At 56.0% G+C, this 19,849-nt stretch carries 19 protein-coding genes; 8 read left to right on the top strand and 11 right to left on the bottom strand.

The genetic code is table 11. The features are described 5' to 3' along the window. Window positions 1-33: 33 nt before the first annotated feature. Entirely contained in the window at window positions 34-2,943 is a 2,910-nt protein-coding gene (locus AAC620_RS08025; RefSeq protein WP_340244105.1) for an error-prone DNA polymerase, read from the top strand. Here the strand turns inward: AAC620_RS08025 and pip are convergent. Continuing rightward, window positions 2,938-3,927: a prolyl aminopeptidase gene (pip, locus tag AAC620_RS08030; RefSeq protein WP_317656971.1), complete on the bottom strand. Its 990-nt coding sequence runs from the start codon at window positions 3,925-3,927 to the stop codon at window positions 2,938-2,940. The two genes, AAC620_RS08025 and pip, sit on opposite strands and share 6 nt — an antisense overlap. A gap of 70 nt (window positions 3,928-3,997) precedes the next feature. Between pip and ubiG the strand changes: the two genes are divergently transcribed. Further along, complete coding sequence (gene ubiG, locus AAC620_RS08035) at window positions 3,998-4,741, top strand: bifunctional 2-polyprenyl-6-hydroxyphenol methylase/3-demethylubiquinol 3-O-methyltransferase UbiG (RefSeq protein WP_340244108.1); 744 nt, start codon at window positions 3,998-4,000, stop codon at window positions 4,739-4,741. On the opposite strand, the gene AAC620_RS08040 is transcribed toward ubiG, so the two are convergent. The 3 genes from AAC620_RS08040 to AAC620_RS08050 form a co-directional block, all read right to left on the bottom strand. Further along, on the bottom strand, window positions 4,738-5,193 hold the full coding sequence (locus AAC620_RS08040) for a MarR family winged helix-turn-helix transcriptional regulator (RefSeq protein WP_317656966.1): 456 nt from the start codon (window positions 5,191-5,193) through the stop codon (window positions 4,738-4,740). The two genes, ubiG and AAC620_RS08040, sit on opposite strands and share 4 nt — an antisense overlap. A 63-nt stretch (window positions 5,194-5,256) precedes the next feature. Further along, window positions 5,257-5,514 (bottom strand): glutaredoxin 3, encoded by a 258-nt coding sequence (grxC, locus tag AAC620_RS08045; RefSeq protein WP_317656964.1) that lies wholly within the window; start codon window positions 5,512-5,514, stop codon window positions 5,257-5,259. An 18-nt stretch (window positions 5,515-5,532) separates the two neighbouring features. Continuing rightward, window positions 5,533-6,288 (bottom strand): ComF family protein, encoded by a 756-nt coding sequence (locus AAC620_RS08050; RefSeq protein ID WP_340244110.1) that lies wholly within the window; start codon window positions 6,286-6,288, stop codon window positions 5,533-5,535. A gap of 44 nt (window positions 6,289-6,332) precedes the next feature. Here AAC620_RS08050 and AAC620_RS08055 point away from each other — a divergent pair, with 44 nt between their 5' ends. Then, window positions 6,333-7,181, top strand: coding sequence for a methyltransferase domain-containing protein (locus AAC620_RS08055; protein WP_340244112.1), 849 nt, complete (start codon window positions 6,333-6,335; stop codon window positions 7,179-7,181). A gap of 66 nt (window positions 7,182-7,247) precedes the next feature. After that, window positions 7,248-8,309 (top strand): ferrochelatase, encoded by a 1,062-nt coding sequence (gene hemH, locus AAC620_RS08060; protein ID WP_317657299.1) that lies wholly within the window; start codon window positions 7,248-7,250, stop codon window positions 8,307-8,309. Here hemH and mutT read toward each other — a convergent pair. From mutT to AAC620_RS08075, 3 genes are read right to left on the bottom strand one after another with little or no spacing between them, the layout of a single operon-like run. Further along, complete coding sequence (mutT, locus tag AAC620_RS08065; protein WP_317656958.1) at window positions 8,306-8,704, bottom strand: 8-oxo-dGTP diphosphatase MutT; 399 nt, start codon at window positions 8,702-8,704, stop codon at window positions 8,306-8,308. The genes hemH and mutT overlap by 4 nt on opposite strands. Further along, window positions 8,701-9,960 carry a bifunctional glutamate N-acetyltransferase/amino-acid acetyltransferase ArgJ gene (gene argJ / locus AAC620_RS08070; RefSeq protein ID WP_340244115.1) on the bottom strand — a complete coding sequence of 420 codons (1,260 nt, stop codon included), beginning with the start codon at window positions 9,958-9,960 and terminating at the stop codon, window positions 8,701-8,703. Before argJ ends, mutT begins: the two co-directional genes overlap by 4 nt. A 22-nt stretch (window positions 9,961-9,982) precedes the next feature. Continuing rightward, window positions 9,983-10,813 (bottom strand): peptidylprolyl isomerase, encoded by an 831-nt coding sequence (locus tag AAC620_RS08075; protein ID WP_340244117.1) that lies wholly within the window; start codon window positions 10,811-10,813, stop codon window positions 9,983-9,985. A gap of 209 nt (window positions 10,814-11,022) precedes the next feature. On the opposite strand from AAC620_RS08075, the gene secA reads away from it, so the two are divergent. Further along, entirely contained in the window at window positions 11,023-13,725 is a 2,703-nt protein-coding gene (gene secA / locus AAC620_RS08080) for a preprotein translocase subunit SecA (RefSeq protein WP_340244118.1), read from the top strand. A gap of 2 nt (window positions 13,726-13,727) precedes the next feature. On the opposite strand, the gene radC is transcribed toward secA, so the two are convergent. Then, window positions 13,728-14,408 carry a RadC family protein gene (gene radC / locus AAC620_RS08085; RefSeq protein WP_340244120.1) on the bottom strand — a complete coding sequence of 227 codons (681 nt, stop codon included), beginning with the start codon at window positions 14,406-14,408 and terminating at the stop codon, window positions 13,728-13,730. A 43-nt stretch (window positions 14,409-14,451) separates the two neighbouring features. After that, window positions 14,452-15,279 carry a type I methionyl aminopeptidase gene (gene map, locus AAC620_RS08090; protein WP_317656950.1) on the bottom strand — a complete coding sequence of 276 codons (828 nt, stop codon included), beginning with the start codon at window positions 15,277-15,279 and terminating at the stop codon, window positions 14,452-14,454. A gap of 127 nt (window positions 15,280-15,406) precedes the next feature. On the opposite strand from map, the gene AAC620_RS08095 reads away from it, so the two are divergent. Both AAC620_RS08095 and AAC620_RS08100 read left to right on the top strand, forming a co-directional pair. Next, window positions 15,407-16,135, top strand: coding sequence for a competence/damage-inducible protein A (locus AAC620_RS08095; RefSeq protein ID WP_340244123.1), 729 nt, complete (start codon window positions 15,407-15,409; stop codon window positions 16,133-16,135). 1 nt (window position 16,136) lies between these two features. Next, the gene (locus AAC620_RS08100; RefSeq protein ID WP_340244124.1) at window positions 16,137-16,886 is read left to right on the top strand and encodes a GNAT family N-acetyltransferase; all 750 of its coding nucleotides are present in this window, start codon (window positions 16,137-16,139) and stop codon (window positions 16,884-16,886) included. An 8-nt stretch (window positions 16,887-16,894) separates the two neighbouring features. Here AAC620_RS08100 and AAC620_RS08105 read toward each other — a convergent pair whose 3' ends face one another. Then, window positions 16,895-17,800: a LysR family transcriptional regulator gene (locus tag AAC620_RS08105; RefSeq protein WP_340244126.1), complete on the bottom strand. Its 906-nt coding sequence runs from the start codon at window positions 17,798-17,800 to the stop codon at window positions 16,895-16,897. Window positions 17,801-18,045: 245 nt separating this feature from the next. Further along, a complete protein-coding gene (gene dapD, locus AAC620_RS08110) occupies window positions 18,046-18,876 on the bottom strand; it encodes a 2,3,4,5-tetrahydropyridine-2,6-dicarboxylate N-succinyltransferase (RefSeq protein ID WP_340244127.1) in 831 nt (276 codons plus the stop codon). A 136-nt stretch (window positions 18,877-19,012) separates the two neighbouring features. On the opposite strand from dapD, the gene AAC620_RS08115 reads away from it, so the two are divergent. Continuing rightward, window positions 19,013-19,840 (top strand): LOG family protein, encoded by an 828-nt coding sequence (locus AAC620_RS08115; protein ID WP_317656943.1) that lies wholly within the window; start codon window positions 19,013-19,015, stop codon window positions 19,838-19,840. The last annotated feature ends 9 nt before the right edge of the window (window positions 19,841-19,849 follow it).

The raw sequence follows: 19,849 nt of genomic DNA on the forward strand, positions 1-19,849 counted from the left end.
GAAAAAAGAACAAAACGTGAATATCCTTGCGGTATGGGATTCGCAGAGCTTGCCGCATTGTCCAATTTTTCTTTTCTTCGGGGTGGATCGCATCCTGAAGAATATGCTGTGCGCGCGGCGGATTTGGGGCTTCATGCTTTGGCGATTGCCGATGTGAATTCGGTTTCGGGCATCGTGCGGGCGCATAGCGAATTGCGCCGTATCGCGCGTGAGATTGCGGCGCGGCGCGCGGCGGATGCTGATTTGCATGGGCCACCGCGCCCCGCCCATATTCCCCCCGCCCCGCGCGCACCAATTTTCACCTGTCCGCGGCTTTTGCCTGCCGCGCGATTGGTTTTCCCTGATGGGCTAGAGATGATTGCCCTCGCCCGCACGCGGGAAGGTTGGGGAAATCTGTGCCGTATTCTGTCCAAGGGCCAATTGCGCGCAGAAAAAGGGCAGTGCTTGCTTGCTCTTGAGGATTTGCTGTCGCATGCAGCAGGGCTGGAATTGGTTGTGCTCAGTGATCGAAACGCCCATTTCCCACCGCATCATGCAGGGGCTTGGCATAATGCGCTGCCCCAATTGGCGGCGCGGTTCGCGGGGCATATTTGGCTTGCCCTTACCCCCTATTATGACGGGCAGGACGCGTTACGTTTTGCCGCGATTGCACGGCGGGCAGAGGCGCTATCCCTGCCGCTTGTGGCCTCTGGTGCGCCGATGATGCATCACGCCCGCCGCCGCCGTTTGGTGGATGTCCTTAGCGCCATTCGCAAAGGCATTCGTTTGGTTGATCTCGGACGTCATGCGCAGGTCAATGCCGAACAGCGGTTGCGCAGCTTGTCGCAGATGCGCCGCTTGTTTCACGATTATCCCCGCGCTCTTGCGGCAACGCGCTTGATCGCGCGGCGCTGCCAGTTTCAACTGGATCAATTGCGCTATGAATACCCATCCGAGATTTCTGATGGCGAAACCCCACAGTCCCGCCTTGAGAGATTGGCTTGGAAGGGGCTTGCCTGGCGCTATCCAAGGGGCATCCCTGAGCGTGCGCAGACCCTCATGACCCATGAATTGGCGCTGATCGACAAGCTTGGTTATGCGCCCTATTTTTTGACAGTGCATGATGTTGTCGCTTTCGCGCGCGGGCGTGGGATTTTGTGCCAAGGGCGCGGGTCTGCGGCCAATTCCATCACATGTTATGCTTTGGGCGTGACCTCTGTCTCTCCTGAAATTGGCACGATGGTGTTTGAGCGATTTGTCTCAGAGGCTCGTGATGAGCCACCCGATATTGATGTTGATTTCGAGCATGAACGCCGCGAGGAGGTGATCCAATGGATTTACACCCGCTATGGTCGTCACCGTGCAGGGATTTGCGCCACAGTGATCCATTATCGCGGCAAGCGTGCCATTCGTGAAGTTGGCCGCGCAATGGGTTTGAGCGAAGATATCCTATCCGCGCTTTCAAGCCAGATTTGGGGATCATGGGGGTCAGGTGAATTGCAGGATGCCCGACTGCGCGAAATCGGTCTTGATCCTGATAACCCGCATTTGCGCTTGGTGATGGATTTGGTGGGCCAGATTATCGGCTTCCCCCGCCATCTCAGCCAGCATGTGGGGGGATTCGTGATTACCGAAGGGCGGCTTGATGCGCTTGTGCCCATAGAAAATGCCACGATGGAGGATCGCACCATCATCGCATGGGATAAGGATGATATTGACGCCTTGGGCATTTTGAAGGTCGATGTTTTGGCCTTGGGAATGCTCAGTTGTTTGCGCAAATCCTTTGATCTTTTGCGGGGTCATTATGGACGGGATTTTGATCTGGCCACCCTGCCCGCTGAGGATGGCCGCGTCTATGATATGCTGTGCAAAGCAGACAGTCTGGGTGTGTTTCAGGTGGAATCGCGCGCGCAGATGAATTTTTTGCCGCGTATGCGCCCACGTTCTTTCTATGATCTGGTGATCCAAGTGGCGATCATCCGACCTGGGCCTATTCAGGGCGATATGGTGCATCCCTTCATTCGCCGCCGCAATGGGGAGGAGGCGGTCGAGTTTCCCTCTGATGCGTTGGGCGCTGTGTTGCGCAAGACCTTGGGCGTGCCCTTGTTTCAAGAACAGGCAATGCAAATCGCAATTGTCGGGGCCAGTTTCACCCCGACCGAGGCCGATGCGCTGCGCCGTGCCTTGGCCACGTTCAAGAAAAAGGGTCATGTCTCGGAGTTTCGGGCGCGGTTTTTGCGAGGCATGCAGAATAACGGATATGATCCCGATTTCGCCGCGCGCTGTTTTGCGCAGATCGAAGGGTTCGGTGCCTATGGTTTCCCTGAAAGCCATGCCGCAAGTTTCGCGCTTTTGGTTTATGCCAGCGCATGGATCAAATGCCATTACCCTGCCGTTTTTGCCTGCGCTTTGCTGAACAGCCAACCGATGGGGTTCTATTCGCCTGCACAGATTGTGCGTGATGCGCAGGCGCATGGGGTGGAGGTGCGACCTGTCTGCGTCAATCTCAGCGCATGGGATCACACGTTAGAACCAGATGGGACGGGCGCGCTTGCACTAAGATTGGGGCTGCGGCAGATCAGAAGCCTGTCCGAGGAGGACGCGCATTGGGTCGTTGCCGCGCGTGGCAATGGCTATCTCAGTCCGCGTGATTTATGGCGTCGTGCGGGTCTGTCGCAAAAACCTTTGCGGGCCTTGGCCGAGGCAGATGCTTTTGCCGCGCTTGGGTTTGATCGCCGCGCGGCACTTTGGGAATTGCGCGGGCTTGGCCCTGCACAAGATTTGCCGCTTTTTGCCCGTGACCTTGAGGGCGAGGCGCATAACGAGGCCACGCCAAATTTGCCACAGATGACCGAAGGTGAAGCCGTGATCGAAGATTACGCGAGCCTGCGGTTGACGTTGAAACGTCATCCCGTTGCGTTTTTGCGTGGAAAACTGAGCCCAAATTGGGTGGCGCGCTTATAGGCCGAATTTTGTGGCGTGCTCGCCCACAGATTTCATCACCCGCACCAATTCTTGGCTGATACCAGGCTCGGACAGGGCATGGCCCGCAGCCTTGACCATCTGCAAACGACCCGAAGGCCAACGCGCGGAAAGGCTATAGGCGGATTGGGGCGGACAAATCATGTCATAGCGCCCTTGCACGATCACACCGTGAATATGGGCGATACGATGCATATTCTTTAAAATCTGTCCGTCTTCTTCGAGAAAGCCGCGATTGACGAAATAATGGTTCTCAAGCCGCGCGAAGGCACGGGCGTAATCGGCGGGGCAATCGCCCCCTTGGCCATCGCTTTCGATAGAGGCCAATGCGTTTTCCCATGCGGCCCAAGCCCGCGCATAACGGGTTTCCACCATCATATCGCCTGAGAAAAGGCGGCGGTTATAGGCGGCAATTAAATCGCCACGCTCATCTTCGGGGATCAGCGAGACAAAGCGCTGCCATTGTTCTGGCCAGAATTGACCCGCGCCGCCGCCATAAAACCAATCCAACTCGCGTTGCATCGACAAAAATACACCGCGCAAGGCCAAATAGGCCACGGATTGCGGATGGGTTTGCGCATAGATCAAGGCAAGGGTCGCACCCCAAGAGCCGCCAAATACGGCCCATTTCTCGATGCCAAGCGTATTGCGGATGCGCTCAATATCTTCGACCAGATGCCATGTGCTGTTGCCCCGAATAGCCGCATGGGGCCGCGAGCGGCCACAACCGCGCTGGTCAAACAGGATAATTCGCCAGACCGAAGGGTCAAAATAACGCCGCATAGCGGGGCTGCACCCGCCGCCTGGGCCGCCATGCAACACCACAACGGCAGGGCCGTTTGGGTTTCCGCATTGCTCCATATAAATCTGGTGACCTTCGCCAACATCCAACATGCGCTGATCGAACGGGTCGATCGGCGGAAAGAGATGCTGCACTGCGCGCTTTTGGCCCGTGAACTTATCCATAAGCTTCCTATATAGGACGTAAGACCCAACCTAACAGCCCCAAACCCCTTGGCAAGGCTTTGAGCATAGAATGACGGACAAGACTGGCACAATTGACCCTGCGGAAATCGCAAAATTCGAGGCGATGGCCGCCGAATGGTGGGATCCAAACGGGAAATTCCGACCGTTGCACATGATGAACCCTGTGCGGCTTGACTATATCACGCGCCAGATCGCAGCCGAATTCGGACGGGATCTAACGGCTGAGCGACCCTTTGAGGGGCTGCGTCTCTTGGATATTGGCTGTGGGGGTGGGCTTCTATCTGAACCCATGGCACGGCTTGGCGCCGATGTGGTGGGCGCAGATGCGGCTGAGCGCAACATTCCTGTGGCACGGGTTCATGCCGAGCAATCAGGCCTGACGATTGATTATCGCCACACAAGCGCTGAGGCCCTTGCCGCAGCAGGTGAGCAATTCGATGTCGTCCTCAATATGGAAGTGGTTGAACATGTGGCCGATCCGCAGGCCTATTTGACTGCTTGCCATGATTTGCTGAAATCAGGCGGGCTAATGCTGTGCTCAACCATCAACCGCAATCCCAAAAGCTTTGCCATGGCGATTGTGGGCGCGGAATATATCATGCGTTGGCTGCCAAAAGGCACGCATGAATGGTCAAAATTCATCACGCCCGATGAGTTATTCAAAATGATCGAGATTGCAGGGCTGAGGCCCGTGGATCGCAAGGGCTATGTGTTCAATCCGATTTCTCGGGGTTGGTCGATCTCGGATCGTGATTTGTCGGTGAATTACGTCACCGCATCCATTCGCCCCTAACCGCGTAGGTCGGCATCATCTTCAAGGCGCACCCGCATCTCGCGCAAAACAGGCAGGGCTGCGCGAACTTTGGCCGCACCGATGGCTTCGATCGTATCCGACAAAATAGGTGCAATCGCCTGTAGCGCTGCATCGCGCGCGGAACGCCCCGCGGGGCTGATGGTCACAAATTTACGGCGGGCATCGTCCCAATCGGGACGGATATGGATATGTCCCGCCCATTCCAAGCGGTTCAGCGTGTTGGTCATGGCACCACGGGTGACGTGAAACAGCCGCGCAAGCTGAGCAGGTGTGCGTTCCTCATTGGCACGGGCCAAGTGGTTCAGCACAGAAAAATGGCTCAATTCCATACCTTTTGGCAGGGCTTTAGACAGGCGGTTTCGGGCCAATTGATCAGCCATGAACAATTCGCTGAACAGCGCGATAGAGAGGGGATCACTGGTGTCACTCATGGCGCGGACTAGACCCCATGCCAGCCTTTTGGTGCAAGGGAAATCGTTAAAAACACTAGAAATTTACGCAGAAAGCAACGGATCAAGCTTGCCCTGACGTTCAAGTGCCGCAAGATCATCGTAACCGCCTATATGTTGGTCATTGATAAAAATCTGCGGCACAGTGTGACGACCATGGGCGCGTGCCATCATATCTTGGCGCAGTTTTGGGTCACGGCTGACATCAGTCTCGACAAAGCTGACATCCTTGCTTGCCAAAAGGCGTTTGGCAGCGTGGCAATAGCCGCAAAGTGGGCTTGTGTAGATTTCAATCTGTGCCATCTGCCTGTCTCCTATCTGCTACGCTGCTTTTGTCGCGCGGGCCATAACCAGCACATATATCGGCCCTGCGCCGCCCAAGCGCAAGGCGTGGGTTGCAGACCATAGGGTCGCGCCTGAGGTCATCACATCATCAATCAAAATGACGGCCCGTCCCCGCAGTCTTTCACCATGGCGCGGGGTTAGGGCCAGCGCCTCGTCCAAATTGGCAAAACGGGCTTCCGCGCCCAGCCCATCTTGGGGGGCCGTTCTGCGCAGACGAGATAACGCATCAGGCAGGCAGGTGATTGCGTGTTCACGGAACTGGGGCGTTCTACAGATATGCTGCGCGAGGAGAGCGGATTGATTGAACCGCCGCTGCAGCAAGCGCAGCGGGTGTAGGGGGATGGGAACCAGAAGCGGGTTTTGATCAAGCCAATCTTGTGCCTTCTCGGCCATCCAAGAACTGGCCGCACGGCAAATATCGGCGCGGTCGCCATGTTTGAGGGCAAGCACAAGTGCGCGTCCTGTCCCCTCATATCGCAGCACGGCGCGGCCTGCATCCCATGGCGGTGGGCGCATGAGACATGCATCACAAAGATCACTAGGCGCAGCCTCCTCGCCAATCAATTCATCGCCGCAGGCGTGACAGCAGGATTTGCCAATAAATTGAGCCTCCGCCCAACAGGGGCCACAAAGACCATAAGGGATTTCAACCCTGTCACCGCAGCGCAGGCAATCAGGCGGAAAGGCCCATGTTTTGGCCCGATCAAGGATTTGCAAACGGGACGCAAACACTTACATAAACCCCCTAAGTTTTCACAAAGCCTGAGCCCATAGTCGTGACTGAACCCTTTCCGCCAAAATTGACCGACCCGAAGGCCTTGGCCCGTGCCCGTGCGCGTGCGCGGTTGGATCGGGCTGGGTTCTTGCATGACGAGGTCAAGCTTGAGCTTGAAGAAAGACTGGCAGACGTTAACAGGCGCTTTACCGCGCCCGTTTTGATCGCGCCTTTTTTGGAGTATTGGGCAGATTTTATGCCCGAAGCCCCCCGCGTTTTGCCCCAAGATGACTTGGGCTTGACCGAAGGGGCCCATGATCTGGTGATCCACGCAATGGCGTTGCATTGGGCCGATGACCCCGTGGGGCAACTTGTGCAAGCGGCCCGTGCGCTGAAACCTGATGGGCTGTTTCTCGGGGTGTTTTTTGGCGGCGAAAGTCTGACCGAATTGCGAGATGTTCTGCGCCAAGCCGAAATTGCGGTAATGGGCGGCTTGTCGCCGCGCGTGGCCCCGATGGGGGATTTGCGTGATATGGGCGGGCTCTTGGGGCGTGCGGGGTTTGCCCTGCCTGTGGCCGATACATTGCGCAAAACCATCAGTTATCGGGATATTTTTCATCTGATTGGCGATTTGCGCGATATGGGGGAAACCAATGTGCTTGACGCGCGTCACCGCGCCGCCCCCCCGCGTGATTTATTCACGCGCGCCGATGAGATTTACAAAAAAACTTATCCGTTCGAAGAAAATCGCATCCGATCCACGGTTGAGATCGTATTCCTTTCAGGATGGAAACCAGATGCCAGTCAACAAAAGCCGCTTCGACCTGGATCGGCGCAGGCGAGATTGGCAGACGCGCTTGGCGTGACCGAATTTGATGAAACCGCCCGACCCGTGGAAAACGGGTCGTAAAAGGGTGGCCGTTTTTTGTTGTCTGGGTTAGTCAGGCTGAAGAAAGAAGTGCGATAAAAGATGAATATGATGCAAAACGCGACCGAAGCTGCTCTGCCCCATGCGCCCGCTGATCACCCAAAGGTGAAGTTCGGCAAGATTGGTGTGCTTTTGGCAAATTTGGGCACGCCAGATCATTATGATTACTGGTCAATGCGCCGCTATTTGAACGAATTCCTCTCAGATCGCCGCGTGATTGATTACAGCCCGTGGATTTGGCAACCGCTTTTGCAATTGGTGATTTTGACCAAGCGTCCCTTTTCTTCGGGGGCGGCTTATAAATCTATTTGGAATGAAGAGCAGGGCGAAAGCCCGCTGATGACCATTACCAAAGATCAGACCGCAAAGATTAAGTCTGAAATGGCGGCGCTTTATGGCGATCAGGTCGAGGTGGATTTCTGCATGCGGTATGGCAACCCATCGACCAAGTCCAAAGTGGATGAACTGGTTGCAAAAGGCTGCACGAAAATCCTGTTTTTTCCTCTTTATCCTCAATATGCGGGCGCGACATCAGCCACAGCTTGCGACCAATTCTTTCGCGCACTGACGGATATCAAATGGCAACCGACCGTGCGCACAGTCGAGGCCTATTACGAGCACCCGCTCTATATTGAGGCCTTGGCGCAGTCGGTTGAGCGGGCCTATGCAAAGATTGAAGACCGCCCTGATGTCTTGGTGGCCTCCTATCACGGCGTTCCCAAACGGTATTTGATGGAGGGCGATCCCTATCATTGCCAGTGCCAAAAAACCTCACGCCTGCTGAAAGAGCGTTTGGGTTGGTCTGACGGTGAGATTGTCACGACATTCCAAAGCCGTTTTGGCCCCGAAGAGTGGCTCAAGCCCTACACAGTCGAAGAAGTGGCGCGATTGGCCGAAGCGGGCAAGAAAAAGATTGCGGTGATTGCCCCTGCATTCTCGGCCGATTGCATCGAGACTTTGGAAGAGATCAACGAAGAAATCCACGAAAGCTTTGAAGAGGCGGGCGGCGAGCAGTTTACCTATATCCCCTGCCTCAACGATGATGATGCGCATATCAAGGCCTTGGTTGCTGTCGCGCAGGATCACCTCAAAGGGTGGATTGGCGGCTAAAGCCAGTCGCGCAGGATCGGAATCAAAGGGATATCTGCAGGTGGCATCGGGTAGTCGCGCAAATCTTTTGCGCGGACCCATTTCAGCGCCTGCCCTTCGCGCGATTGCGGGATACCGCCCCATTTGCGGCAGGCAAAAAGCGGCATAAGCAGATGGAATTTCTCGTAGCTGTGGCTGGCAAAGCATAACGGCGCAAGGCAGCTTTGCCACGTTTCAATGCCCAATTCCTCGTGCAATTCTCGGATCAAGGCGGCCTCGGGCGTTTCGCCCTCTTCGACCTTACCGCCCGGAAACTCCCAAAGACCGGCCATGGATTTCCCCTCAGGCCGTTGCGCCAAAAGCACACGGCCCTCGCCATCAATCAACGCCGCTGCAGAGACAAGCACCGTTTTCATGAGCGATAATCCGCATTGATGCTGATATAGCCATGGGTCAGGTCACAGGTCCAAACTGTGGCCGCCCCCATGCCAAGGCCCATATCCACGGCGATCCGCAATTCCTGCTGTTTCATATAGGCGGCCCCTTGTTCTTCGCGGTAATCGGGGCTGACCCAGCCATTTTCGGCCACCAAAATATCACCGAACTTGATGGTCAGGCGGTCACGATCCGCGACTGCGCCAGATTTCCCGACCGCCATGACAACACGGCCCCAATTTGGGTCCTCGCCCGCCGCCGCGGTTTTCACAAGTGGGCTGTTGGCAATCGCGCGGGCAACACGATCTGCATCCGCGTCATTTGCCGCGCCTGTGACCTGCACTTCAATCAGTTTGGTTGCGCCTTCCCCATCGCGCACCAATTGCAAGGCAAGGTCTTTGAGAACCGCCTCAAGGGCCGCATAAAATGCCTTTGCATCTGTGCTGTCCAAATCGGCAATTTGGGGATTACCTGCCTTGCCTGTCGCGGCCACCATCAAACTGTCCGAGGTTGAGGTGTCGCTGTCCACTGTCACCGCGTTAAAGCTGCGTTTGGTGGCTTGCGATAACATGGATTGCAGCGCGGCACGCGAAATTGCGGCATCGGTAAAGACATAGGCCAACATTGTGGCCATATCTGGCGCGATCATGCCCGAGCCTTTGGCAAAGCCCGCGATCTTCACCTCATGGCCCGAGAGGGTCAGGGTTTCTGTCGCGCCTTTGGGGAAAGTGTCGGTGGTCATAATCGCCCGCGCCGCACCATCCGCCCCGTCAGCATCCAGTTTGCCCGCCAATTCCGCCAAGATATGCGTAATTTTTTCGGGGGCGAAGGGCTCACCAATCACCCCCGTTGACGCGCTGAACACATGAGCGGCTGGAATACCCAGAACACGGCCCGCTTCGGCGGTTACCGCCTCGACCGTTTGATCACCTGCGCGGCCTGTAAAGGCGTTGGAATTTCCAGAATTTACTACAATTCCAAAGCCTTGATCGCTGCTTTCCGTCAAAGCGGCCAACTTGCGCTCACAATCAAGGACAGGTGCGGAGCGCGTGGAGGATCGGGTAAAGACACCTGCCACTGACGCCCCTGCACAAATCTCGACCAACATGACATCGGTGCGGTTTTGATACCGCACCCCCGCCGCGCCACTGGCAAAGCGCACCCCATCAATGCGGGGCAATTCAGGAAACCCACCTTTTGGGGCGAGGGGGGAGACAGGAAGCGGGGCTTTTGCCATGATCGGGCCTATGTAAGAGGGGTTACTGTGTTAAAAGATCAATGTTGCGGATGAGGCTCATGTCAATCTCAACCTCTGGCCGCGCGATCTCGGCCGCTTCGGTCAATTCCGCAAGATAGGCGTCAACGCGCTGACGGCGCAATTCTTCCTCAAGATCGGCGCGCACATCTTCTAGCGCGGGGGGCGCACTGATGCGCGACTCGTTCAATTTCACAACGTGCCAACCAAATTGGGTTTGGACAGGCGCGGAAATTTCCCCCGCCTCTAGGCCTGCTACGGCAGTTTCAAATTCTGGCACCATCATGCCCGTGCCGAACCACCCCAAAGCGCCGCCATTTGGGCCAGAGGGGCCTGTTGAGAATTCTTGCGCCAAAGCAACGAAATCAGCGCCATCATTCAATTGGTCAATCAGGTTTTGCGCCTCTTCTTCGGTTGCGACCAGAATATGGCTTGCATTCCATTCCAGATCACCGCCTGCATCCGCGAAATTTGCGTCATAGAGGGTTTGGACATCCGCATCTGCGATTGTGTCAAAGGCAATCGCATCAATGGCGACACTGGCCAAAAACGCACGATCTTCGTTTTCCATAGTCAGTTTGGTGCGCGCGTCTTCCGAGCCGCGCAGCGAGTCTGCGACCACCTCCTGTTGGATCAGCTGATCCAACATTCCATTATAAAGAACCTCGTCTGGCAATTCTTGATATTGCGCGGGCAGCATCGCGCGCATTGCAATCAAATGACCCAAAGTGATGTCGGTGCCGTTGACCGTTGCCAAGACCGTGCTGGCGTCTTGCGCCGCCACTGGGGCTGCGAGGGAGAGGGAAATTGCGGCGGAGACAAGCAGGCGTTTCATAGAACAGTCCTTTTATTACGGGCGTAATCCTTCGCGCCCACGTTGACAGGCCAAAAGCGGGCGCTTATGTCCCATTGCGGTTGGGGACGTTGGCACAGCTTCCTTGATGGGTCTTCTAGACCGCCGCGCGGATGCAAACAACCCGAGCGGAGATCACATTCTATTGGGTCTGCCACAGCGTGGATCAATTCTGACATAAGGCGTTTTGCATGCTTGGGCTTGGATCTATCGCAAAGAAGATTTTTGGCAGTTCAAATGATCGATTGGTCAAGGCTCAAAGGCCGCTTATTGCAAAGATCAACGCACTTGAGCCCGAGTTTGTCGCGCTCGATGATGCAGGGCTGATCGCAAAGACCGAAGAACTTCGCCAGCGCCACGCCAATGGTGAGAGCCTTGATGCGCTATTGCCCGAGGCCTTTGCCAATTGCCGCGAAGCCGCCAAGCGCGCTTTGGGTTTGCGCGCCTTTGATGTGCAGTTGATGGGCGGCATTTTCCTTCACCAAGGGAATATTGCCGAGATGAAGACAGGCGAAGGGAAAACTTTGGTTGCGACCTTTCCCGCCTATCTCAACGCTCTGAGTGGCGAAGGTGTGCATGTTGTCACTGTGAACGATTACCTTGCACGGCGAGATGCGGAATGGATGAGCAAGGTTTTCGCCGCGCTTGGCATGACAACGGGCGTGGTTTATCCGCGCCAGCCCGAAGCCGAAAAGCGCGAGGCCTATGCCGCCGACATCACCTACGCCACCAATAACGAGCTTGGGTTTGATTATTTGCGGGACAATATGCGCGGATCGCTGCCTGAGATGGCGCAACGCGGTCACAATTTCGCGATTGTGGACGAGGTCGACTCGATCCTCATCGATGAGGCGCGCACGCCATTGATCATTTCTGGCCCATCTCAAGATCGTTCCGATCTTTATGTGGCGATTGACAAAGTGATCCCTGAGCTGACCGAAGAGCACTATACGCTGGACGAGAAAACGCGCAACGCGACCCTGACCGAAGAAGGCAATGACTTTCTTGAGCAGCGCCTTGCAGAAGCGGGCCTCTTGCCTGAGGGGCAAAGCCTCTATGACCCTGAAAGCACATCGCTTGTGCATCACGCGACCTGCGCGTTGCGGGCGCATAAGGTGTATCTCAAAGATCGCGATTATCTCTTGCGCGGTGATGAGGTGGTCTTGGTCGATGAATTCACGGGCCGTATGATGCCGGGTCGGCGCCTGTCTGATGGTCTGCATCAGGCCATCGAAGCCAAGGAAGGCGTTGCGATCCAACCTGAGAATGTGACCTTGGCTTCAGTGACATTCCAAAATTACTTCCGCCTCTACAAAAAATTGGGTGGCATGACGGGCACAGCGGCAACCGAGGCCGAAGAATTTTTTGAAATTTACAAACTTGGCGTTGTTGAGGTTCCGACCAACCGCCCTGTGGCGCGGATTGATGACCATGATCAGGTCTATCGCACCGCCGCCGAGAAATATAACGCCATCGTAGAGTCGATCCGCGAAGCGCATGAAAAGGGCCAACCTGTTTTGGTCGGCACAACCTCGATTGAGAAATCCGAGATGCTGAGCGGCCTTTTGACCAAGGCAAAGTTGCCGCATAATGTTTTGAACGCGCGTCAGCACGAGCAGGAAGCGCAGATTGTGGCAGATGCGGGCAAATTGGGTGCGATCACTATTGCGACCAATATGGCGGGGCGCGGCACCGATATTAAACTGGGCGGCAATGTCGAGATGAAGGTGATGGATGCCATCGCCGCAAATCCTGATGCTGACCCTGAAAAACTGCGCGCTGAAATTGAAGAAACCCACAAAGCCGATGAAGAGGCCGTGAAGGCCGCAGGTGGTCTGTATGTTTTGGCAACAGAGCGTCATGAAAGCCGCCGTATTGACAACCAGTTGCGCGGTCGTTCGGGCCGTCAGGGCGATCCGGGTCGTTCAGCGTTTTACCTGTCGCTCGAAGATGATCTGATGCGGATTTTTGGGTCAGAACGTCTTGAAAAGATGTTGACCACGCTCGGTCTGGCCGAGGGTGAGGCCATTGTGCATCCTTGGGTCAACAAATCCCTGGAGCGCGCGCAGGCCAAGGTTGAAGGGCGCAACTTCGACATCCGCAAGCAGTTGCTGAAATTCGATGATGTGATGAATGAACAGCGCAAAGTCATCTTTGGCCAGCGCATGGATATCATGGCCTCCGATGATATTGAGGATATCGTCAAGGATATGCGCTATGAGGTGATCGCCGATATGGTCGACACTTATATGCCACCGCGATCCTATGCAGATCAGTGGGATGTTGAGGCGATGGCACAGGCTTGCCGTGAGACATTGTCACTCGATCTTCCGATCCCCGCATGGGCCGAAGAAGACGGCGTAGATCAGGACGTGGTGATTGAACGGCTTGAGGAAGCCGCCGATAAATTCATGAACGACAAAGCCACTGCCTTTGGTGCCGAGCAGATGCGCAATATTGAAAAACAGGTATTGTTGCAGACAATCGACCAGAAATGGCGCGATCACCTATTGAAATTGGAACATTTGCGTTCAGTTGTGGCATTCCGTGGGTATGCGCAGCGTGATCCTTTGAACGAATATAAATCCGAGGCGTTTCAATTGTTCGAGGGCCTGTTGGATGGGCTTCGTCAGGAAGTGACGCAGAAACTTGGCCGCATCCAACCGCTCAGCCCCGAGCAGCAGGCAGAATTGATCCGTCAATTGCAGGCACAGGCCGCAGCGCAGCAGCAAGCCGCCTTGAAAGCCGCGGATGAGGCTGAAGCAAAAGCAAGCGGTGATGATACAGGCTTTGATGAGACGCGCCCAGAAACATGGGGCAATCTTGGCCGCAATGATGCCTGCCCCTGTGGATCGGGAAAGAAGTTCAAGCATTGTCACGGGCGTTTGGCCTGATTTTAAATCAGACCCTCCGCGCGAAAGCTAACCTCGCCGCTTGGCGTGATGATGATGTGGTCATGCAGGGTCAGACCCATCATTTTGCTTGCCTCACCCAACTGTCGGGTCAGGGCAATATCGCCTGTGCTTGGGGTCGGGTCGCCTGACGGATGATTGTGAACCACAACCAGTGCCGAGGCGCTCATCTCAAGCGCGCGCTTGATAACTTCGCGGGGATAGAAGGGCGCGTGATCCACGGTGCCGCGGCTGTGCTGTTCGTCTGCGATCAGGTGGTTTTTGCGGTCAAGGTAGAAAACCCGCACCTCCTCAACATCACGGTGCGCCATGGTTGCGCGGCAATACTCCATCACCGTTTGCCATGAGCCCAAGATCGGGCGGTGATCAAGCTGTTTGCGGGTAATCGTTTCCGCCACAGCCTGCGTTAGGCGTAAATGGGCAATCGTATCTTCGGTCATATGGCTGACAGATTTCAGGCGTTGGTCACTGGCGCACAGAACGCGTGCAAGGCTGCCATGTTGTCGTAATAGCGTGGCCGCCATCCGCGCAGAGGGTGCGTTTGGCGCCGCCGCCGCCAATAGCCGCGCGAGAAGATCATGCTGTGCGGCATCAACCGCAACCCTGCGCAATTTCGGCAGGGGCGCGGTGCGGCTATGGGCAAGGGTCAACTCGGGCTTTGTCATGCCCGCACCATCCATCAGAATGGTTAATCAGCAATTAAGCAGATCACCCCCAAGTGGGGTGGAATTTCCCAGAGGGTGACAGGGTGAAAATTTCAAACCCGTCCGCTGTCACGCCAATCGAATGTTCAAACTGTGCGGAGAGGGATTTATCCCGTGTCACGGCTGTCCATTCATCTGCCAAAACTTTGGTTTCGGGACGGCCAAGGTTCACCATGGGCTCAATGGTGAAGAACATCCCCTCTTCCAAGACGGGGCCAGTGCCCGCGCGGCCATAATGAAGAACATTTGGCGGTGCGTGAAAGACCTGACCCAACCCATGACCGCAGAAATCACGCACCACGCTCATGCGATTGGCTTCGACATAGGTTTGAATCGCATGGCCAATATCCCCGAACGTGGCCCCAGGACGCACGATCTCAATCCCTTTGAAGAGGGCGTCATGGGTCACTTGGATCAGGCGTTCTGCTTTGCGGTTCAGATTGCCGGCCACATACATGCGGCTTGTGTCGCCAAACCACCCATCCACGATGACGGTTACATCAATGTTCAGGATATCCCCATCTTTAAGGGTTTTGGGGCTAGGGATGCCGTGGCAGACCACATGGTTCACCGAGATGCAGCTTGCATGTTTATATCCACGATATCCGATGGTTGCTGATTTCGCGCCCGCCGCATTGACCATATCCTCAATCGCTTGATCTAAGGCTTCGGTCGTGACGCCTGGCTCTACCATGGGCGCGATGTCGTCAAGAATGCGCGCGGCCAGTGCGCCCGCTGCATGCATCCCAGCAAAGCCTGCATCATCGTGAATGCGAATTCCGTCTTTGGTCACGCGGCCTTTGAAATCGTCCAAAACATCTGCTCCTGTCATCTCGCACCAGATTACGGTTTTTGGCGCTTGAATTCTAGCCAAGCCCGCCACGCGATGACGCGTTGCGGCATGACAGGGCTTGGCCTATACCGCAGGCAGGGTGCATGACAAGTGGGGGGTTCTCAAAATGGCACAACCAACCGCAGCGATGTTGGTGATCGGGGATGAAATCCTATCGGGACGCACACGCGATGCAAATATGCACCATTTGGCCAATGAATTGACCGCAAAAGGGATTGCGCTGAAAGAGGTGCGCATCGTCTCTGATGATCATGCGGGCATTGTTGAGGCCCTCAATGCGCTGCGCGGGTCTTATGATCATGTGTTTACTTCGGGCGGTATTGGGCCAACGCATGACGACATCACCGCTGATGCGGTTGCGGCGGCTTTTGACGTGCATATCGATGTCCGGGCGGATGCGCGGGCCTTGTTGCAAGCCCATTATGATGCCCGCGGGCAAGAGTTGAACGAAGCCCGCCTGCGCATGGCGCGCATTCCTGATGGCGCGGCCTTGATCGATAATCCCGTCTCCACCGCACCTGGGTTTCAGATCGAAAATGTCTATGTGATGGCGGGGGTGCCTTCGGTCTTTCAGGCGATGGTGGCTTCGGTCATGCCGCGCTTGACAGGTGGCGCGCCCTTGATCAGTCACAGCATCCGCCTAGAGATGGGCGAAGGCGATATTGCAGGGCCATTGGGCCAAATTGCGGCCCAATTTCCCGATGTTTCAATCGGCTCTTACCCCTATCAATTGAATGGGGTGTATGGGGCAAATATCGTGCTGCGCAGTTCTGATGAGGGGATGCTTCAACGTGCCATTGCGGAAATGGTGCGCGCTTTTCCGCAGGGCGTTTGATATGGGCGCGGCCTGTTCCGACATGCTGCCTGATGAGGGCCGTTTGTTTATGGCGTTAGATGCCACTTGGCCCGCCAAAACTTACCAAACTGATGGGCTTTTGACCTTTCGTGAGGGGGCAGGCGGCGGCAGTCGTGTATCTGCGGCCAGTTGGGACGGCCAAGATGCGCCCGATGAGGCAACGCTCAACAAGGCCGAGGCCCGTATGCAGGCTATGGGACAGCCGCGCTTATTTATTATTCGCGAAAGCCAATCCGCTTTGGATGCGGCCCTCGCGGCGCGCGGCTATCAGATCAAAGATCCTGTATGGTTTTACGCGATGGATCTGCGCGGGCGGGATCTGCCTGCGCTGTCTGAGTGCTTTGCCCTTTGGCCGCCCTTGGCCGCGCAAGCGGCAATTTGGGCTGATGGTGGGATAGGGCCCGCGCGCCTAGAGGTCATGGCGAGGGCCTGCGCCCCGAAAACCACAGTTTTTGCGCGGCAGCAGGATCGCATTGCCGCGACTGGCTTTATCGCCTACGATGGAGATATCGCCATGCTGCACGCGGTCGAAACCGCCCAATCGGCCCGCCGTCAGGGCGTGGGGCGGCGTGTTATGTGGCACATGGCGCATTGGGCGCAGGCGGAAGGGGCGAATTGGTTAACACTTGTGACGACCAAGGCCAATCAAGCGGCAAATGGGCTCTATCAATCCATGGGCTTCGAGGTGGTCAGTGCTTATCACTATCGAATCCACCCCGAAGATGCCTGAGAGATTGATCACCAATCCATTGGGCCTTTGTCTTTGAACTGATCAACCAGAAAATCAATGAAGGCGCGCAATTTGGGCTGTGTATAGCGTCCAGGTGGGTAAACTGCGTGCAGGCTTTGTATTTCCATCGGCAGATGTGGCATCGCTTCTTCCACTTCGCCTGCCCGCAGCGCCTCGCCAAAGAGGAAGCTTGGCAAAAAGGCGATACCAAAACCGCCGATTGCCGCTTTCAACAAGGCTTGCCCGTCATTGACGGTCAACGCGCCAGTGGAGCGCACAAAACGCCGCTCCCCTGATGGGGCCAAGAGTTTCCAAACATTTCCCTGCGCTTCATTCGAGAAGTGCAGCAAGCGATGTTCATTGAGGTCTTCAATCCGTTCGGGATGACCATGTGCCGCGAAATAGGCAGGGGATCCGATCATGCGCATTGTGGTGTCACAGATACGGCGGGCTTTGAGTGTGCTGTCCTCCATCTCACCCATGCGGATAGCAACATCAAACCCCTCAGAAATCAGTTCTACATGACGATTTTCCAAAACCATGCTGACGGACACTTGCGGATAGGCTTTGAGGAAACCGCCAATGAGGGGCGAGAGATGACCAGACCCAAAATCAGTGGGGACGGTCACGCGTAACAGCCCCGATGGTGCAGACTGCATAGAGGAGACCATCGCATCAGCATCGCCCGCATCATTGAGAACGCGACAGGCGCGATCATAATAGGCCAGACCGATCTCGGTCGGGCTGACGCGGCGGGTGGTGCGATTTAATAGCCGCGCACCCAAACGGGATTCGAGCGATGAAATATGCTTGGACACGGCGGATTTCGAGATACCCATCTTGCGCGCCGCATCGGTGAAGCCACCTTGGTTCACAACCATGGCGAAGGCTTCCATTTCGGTCAATCTGTCCATCTTTCGTCCTTTGGGCATTGTTCGACTTCCCTCGCAGCATCGTTTCCAAATGGGGCGCTATTGGGGAAAAGAACGGACTAAAGGCGGGAATTATGAGGGAGTGTTGAGGGCAAAAAGGCAAATTTGGGCGTAATTTCCGTGATTTGCCGTAATCCTGCCGATTTTGTTGCCGCATCGTTAACAGTTGCCGCAAAAAAACGGGCCGCGCCTGCGACCCGTTTTGAATGTGATACCTGCTTCGCGATTTAGTCCCGCAGCAGCTCGTTGATACCCGTTTTAGAGCGGGTTTTCTCATCAACGCGTTTTACGATGACAGCACAGTAGAGGTTGATCCCGTTCTTTGAGGGCATAGAGCCTGCAACAACCACCGAATAAGGTGGAACCTCACCGTAAAAGACCTCGCCTGTTTCGCGATCCACGATCTTGGTGGATTGGCCAATGAAGACGCCCATCCCTAGAACCGAGCCTTCACGCACGATCACGCCCTCGACCACCTCGGAGCGCGCGCCGATAAAGCAGTTATCTTCGATGATGGTGGGGCCTGCCTGCATTGGCTCCAAAACGCCGCCAATACCCACGCCGCCCGACAGATGGACGTTCTTGCCGATTTGCGCACAAGACCCGACCGTGGCCCATGTATCAACCATTGTGCCGCTGTCGACATAGGCGCCAAGGTTTACGAAGGACGGCATCAGAACAACGCCGGGCGCGATATAGGCAGACCGGCGCACAACACAATTTGGAACCGCACGGAAGCCTGCGGATTTCCAATCGCTGTCTGACCAGTCCTTCCACTTGCTGTCGACCTTATCCCACCAGCTGCCGCCTTGAGGACTGCCCGATTGCATTTCCATATCCTTCAGACGGAAGCCCAAAAGAACGGCTTTCTTTGCCCATTGATTGACATGCCATGTGCCATCACCGCCGCGCTCTGCAACGCGCAAGCTGCCTTGGTCGAGGGCGCTGAGGGTTTCTTCAATCGCATCACGGGTTTCGCCAGTGGTTGCAGGCGTGATGCTGTCGCGCGCGTCCCACGCGGCTTCAATCGCCGTTTCCAGTTTCTGAATATCGGTCATAAGCTTTATCCTTAGCTCGGGCTGTTTGACAGGCGCTATAGCGCCAAGGGGGGCTTTGCGCAACGCGCCGCCCTCTGGCCGCATGGTGCGAATATTGGTATGAGATAAATATGGCCAGAACAGGGGGAGACAAGCGATGAGCAGCAAGAAACATCTGATGCGGGATGCAGGTTTGGATTTGCGCGAAGCCGACCGCACGCCAGACACGCCGCAAACCCAAAGTCCCGCCTATAGGCTTGCCTTCGCAGACCCTGATTTTCTGTGTCAGGACGCGCTGCGCCCTGTGCGCCTTCAGCTTGAGCTTTTGAAGACCGAAATGGGGATGGATGCAGAAGGCATTCGGTCAACCATTGTTCTGTTTGGCGGTGCGCGCATTCCTGCGCCTGACGCCACAGACGGCAAACCCCCCGCGATTGCCGCAATGGCCCGTTATTACGAGGAGGCCCGCCGTTTTGCCTATCAAATCACCCAGCGCGGTGCGCGCGGTGAGAATGTCATTGTCACGGGCGGTGGCCCGGGCGTGATGGAGGCAGGCAATCGCGGCGCGCATGAAGCGGGCGGTGTTTCCGTTGGGCTTAATATCGTGCTGCCCCACGAGCAGGCCCCCAATGCTTATGTCACACCTGAATTGAGCTTTAATTTTCACTATTTCGCCATTCGCAAAATGCATTTCCTGCTGCGCGCGCGTGCGCTTGCGATTTTTCCAGGCGGTTTTGGCACGATGGATGAGCTGTTCGAAAGCCTGACCTTGATCCAAACAGGGCGAATGGAGCAGGTGCCTGTGCTGCTGTTTGGCCGAGATTATTGGACGCGCCTTGTCGATTGGGACATGCTGGTTGAGATCGGCACGATTTCACCTGAGGATCTCGACCTCTTCCGTTTCGTGGAAACCGCGGAAGAGGCGCTAGATGTCATCGACACATGGCCCCTATCAGGACGGCGCGGCGGCATTCCAGGCCGTTAAGGTTTCGGG

It is taken from the genome of Roseobacter sp. HKCCA2468 (assembly GCF_037805105.1).
Lineage (GTDB): Bacteria > Pseudomonadota > Alphaproteobacteria > Rhodobacterales > Rhodobacteraceae > M30B80.

Excerpts from the sequence above, each read along its gene's own strand:
- AAC620_RS08095 (WP_340244123.1), top strand. The coding sequence starts at position 15,407 with ATGGCACAACCAACCGCAGCGATGTTGGTGATCGGGGATGAAATCCTA.
- AAC620_RS08115 (WP_317656943.1), top strand. The coding sequence starts at position 19,013 with ATGAGCAGCAAGAAACATCTGATGCGGGATGCAGGTTTGGATTTGCGC.
- mutT (WP_317656958.1), bottom strand. The coding sequence starts at position 8,704 with ATGAAAACGGTGCTTGTCTCTGCAGCGGCGTTGATTGATGGCGAGGGC.
- grxC (WP_317656964.1), bottom strand. The coding sequence starts at position 5,514 with ATGGCACAGATTGAAATCTACACAAGCCCACTTTGCGGCTATTGCCAC.
- hemH (WP_317657299.1), top strand. The coding sequence starts at position 7,248 with ATGATGCAAAACGCGACCGAAGCTGCTCTGCCCCATGCGCCCGCTGAT.
- ubiG (WP_340244108.1), top strand. The coding sequence starts at position 3,998 with ATGACGGACAAGACTGGCACAATTGACCCTGCGGAAATCGCAAAATTC.
- AAC620_RS08075 (WP_340244117.1), bottom strand. The coding sequence starts at position 10,813 with ATGAAACGCCTGCTTGTCTCCGCCGCAATTTCCCTCTCCCTCGCAGCC.
- AAC620_RS08025 (WP_340244105.1), top strand. The coding sequence starts at position 34 with ATGGGATTCGCAGAGCTTGCCGCATTGTCCAATTTTTCTTTTCTTCGG.
- argJ (WP_340244115.1), bottom strand. The coding sequence starts at position 9,960 with ATGGCAAAAGCCCCGCTTCCTGTCTCCCCCCTCGCCCCAAAAGGTGGG.
- radC (WP_340244120.1), bottom strand. The coding sequence starts at position 14,408 with ATGACAAAGCCCGAGTTGACCCTTGCCCATAGCCGCACCGCGCCCCTG.
- AAC620_RS08100 (WP_340244124.1), top strand. The coding sequence starts at position 16,137 with ATGGGCGCGGCCTGTTCCGACATGCTGCCTGATGAGGGCCGTTTGTTT.
- map (WP_317656950.1), bottom strand. The coding sequence starts at position 15,279 with ATGACAGGAGCAGATGTTTTGGACGATTTCAAAGGCCGCGTGACCAAA.
- dapD (WP_340244127.1), bottom strand. The coding sequence starts at position 18,876 with ATGACCGATATTCAGAAACTGGAAACGGCGATTGAAGCCGCGTGGGAC.
- secA (WP_340244118.1), top strand. The coding sequence starts at position 11,023 with ATGCTTGGGCTTGGATCTATCGCAAAGAAGATTTTTGGCAGTTCAAAT.
- pip (WP_317656971.1), bottom strand. The coding sequence starts at position 3,927 with ATGGATAAGTTCACGGGCCAAAAGCGCGCAGTGCAGCATCTCTTTCCG.
- AAC620_RS08105 (WP_340244126.1), bottom strand. The coding sequence starts at position 17,800 with ATGGACAGATTGACCGAAATGGAAGCCTTCGCCATGGTTGTGAACCAA.
- AAC620_RS08040 (WP_317656966.1), bottom strand. The coding sequence starts at position 5,193 with ATGAGTGACACCAGTGATCCCCTCTCTATCGCGCTGTTCAGCGAATTG.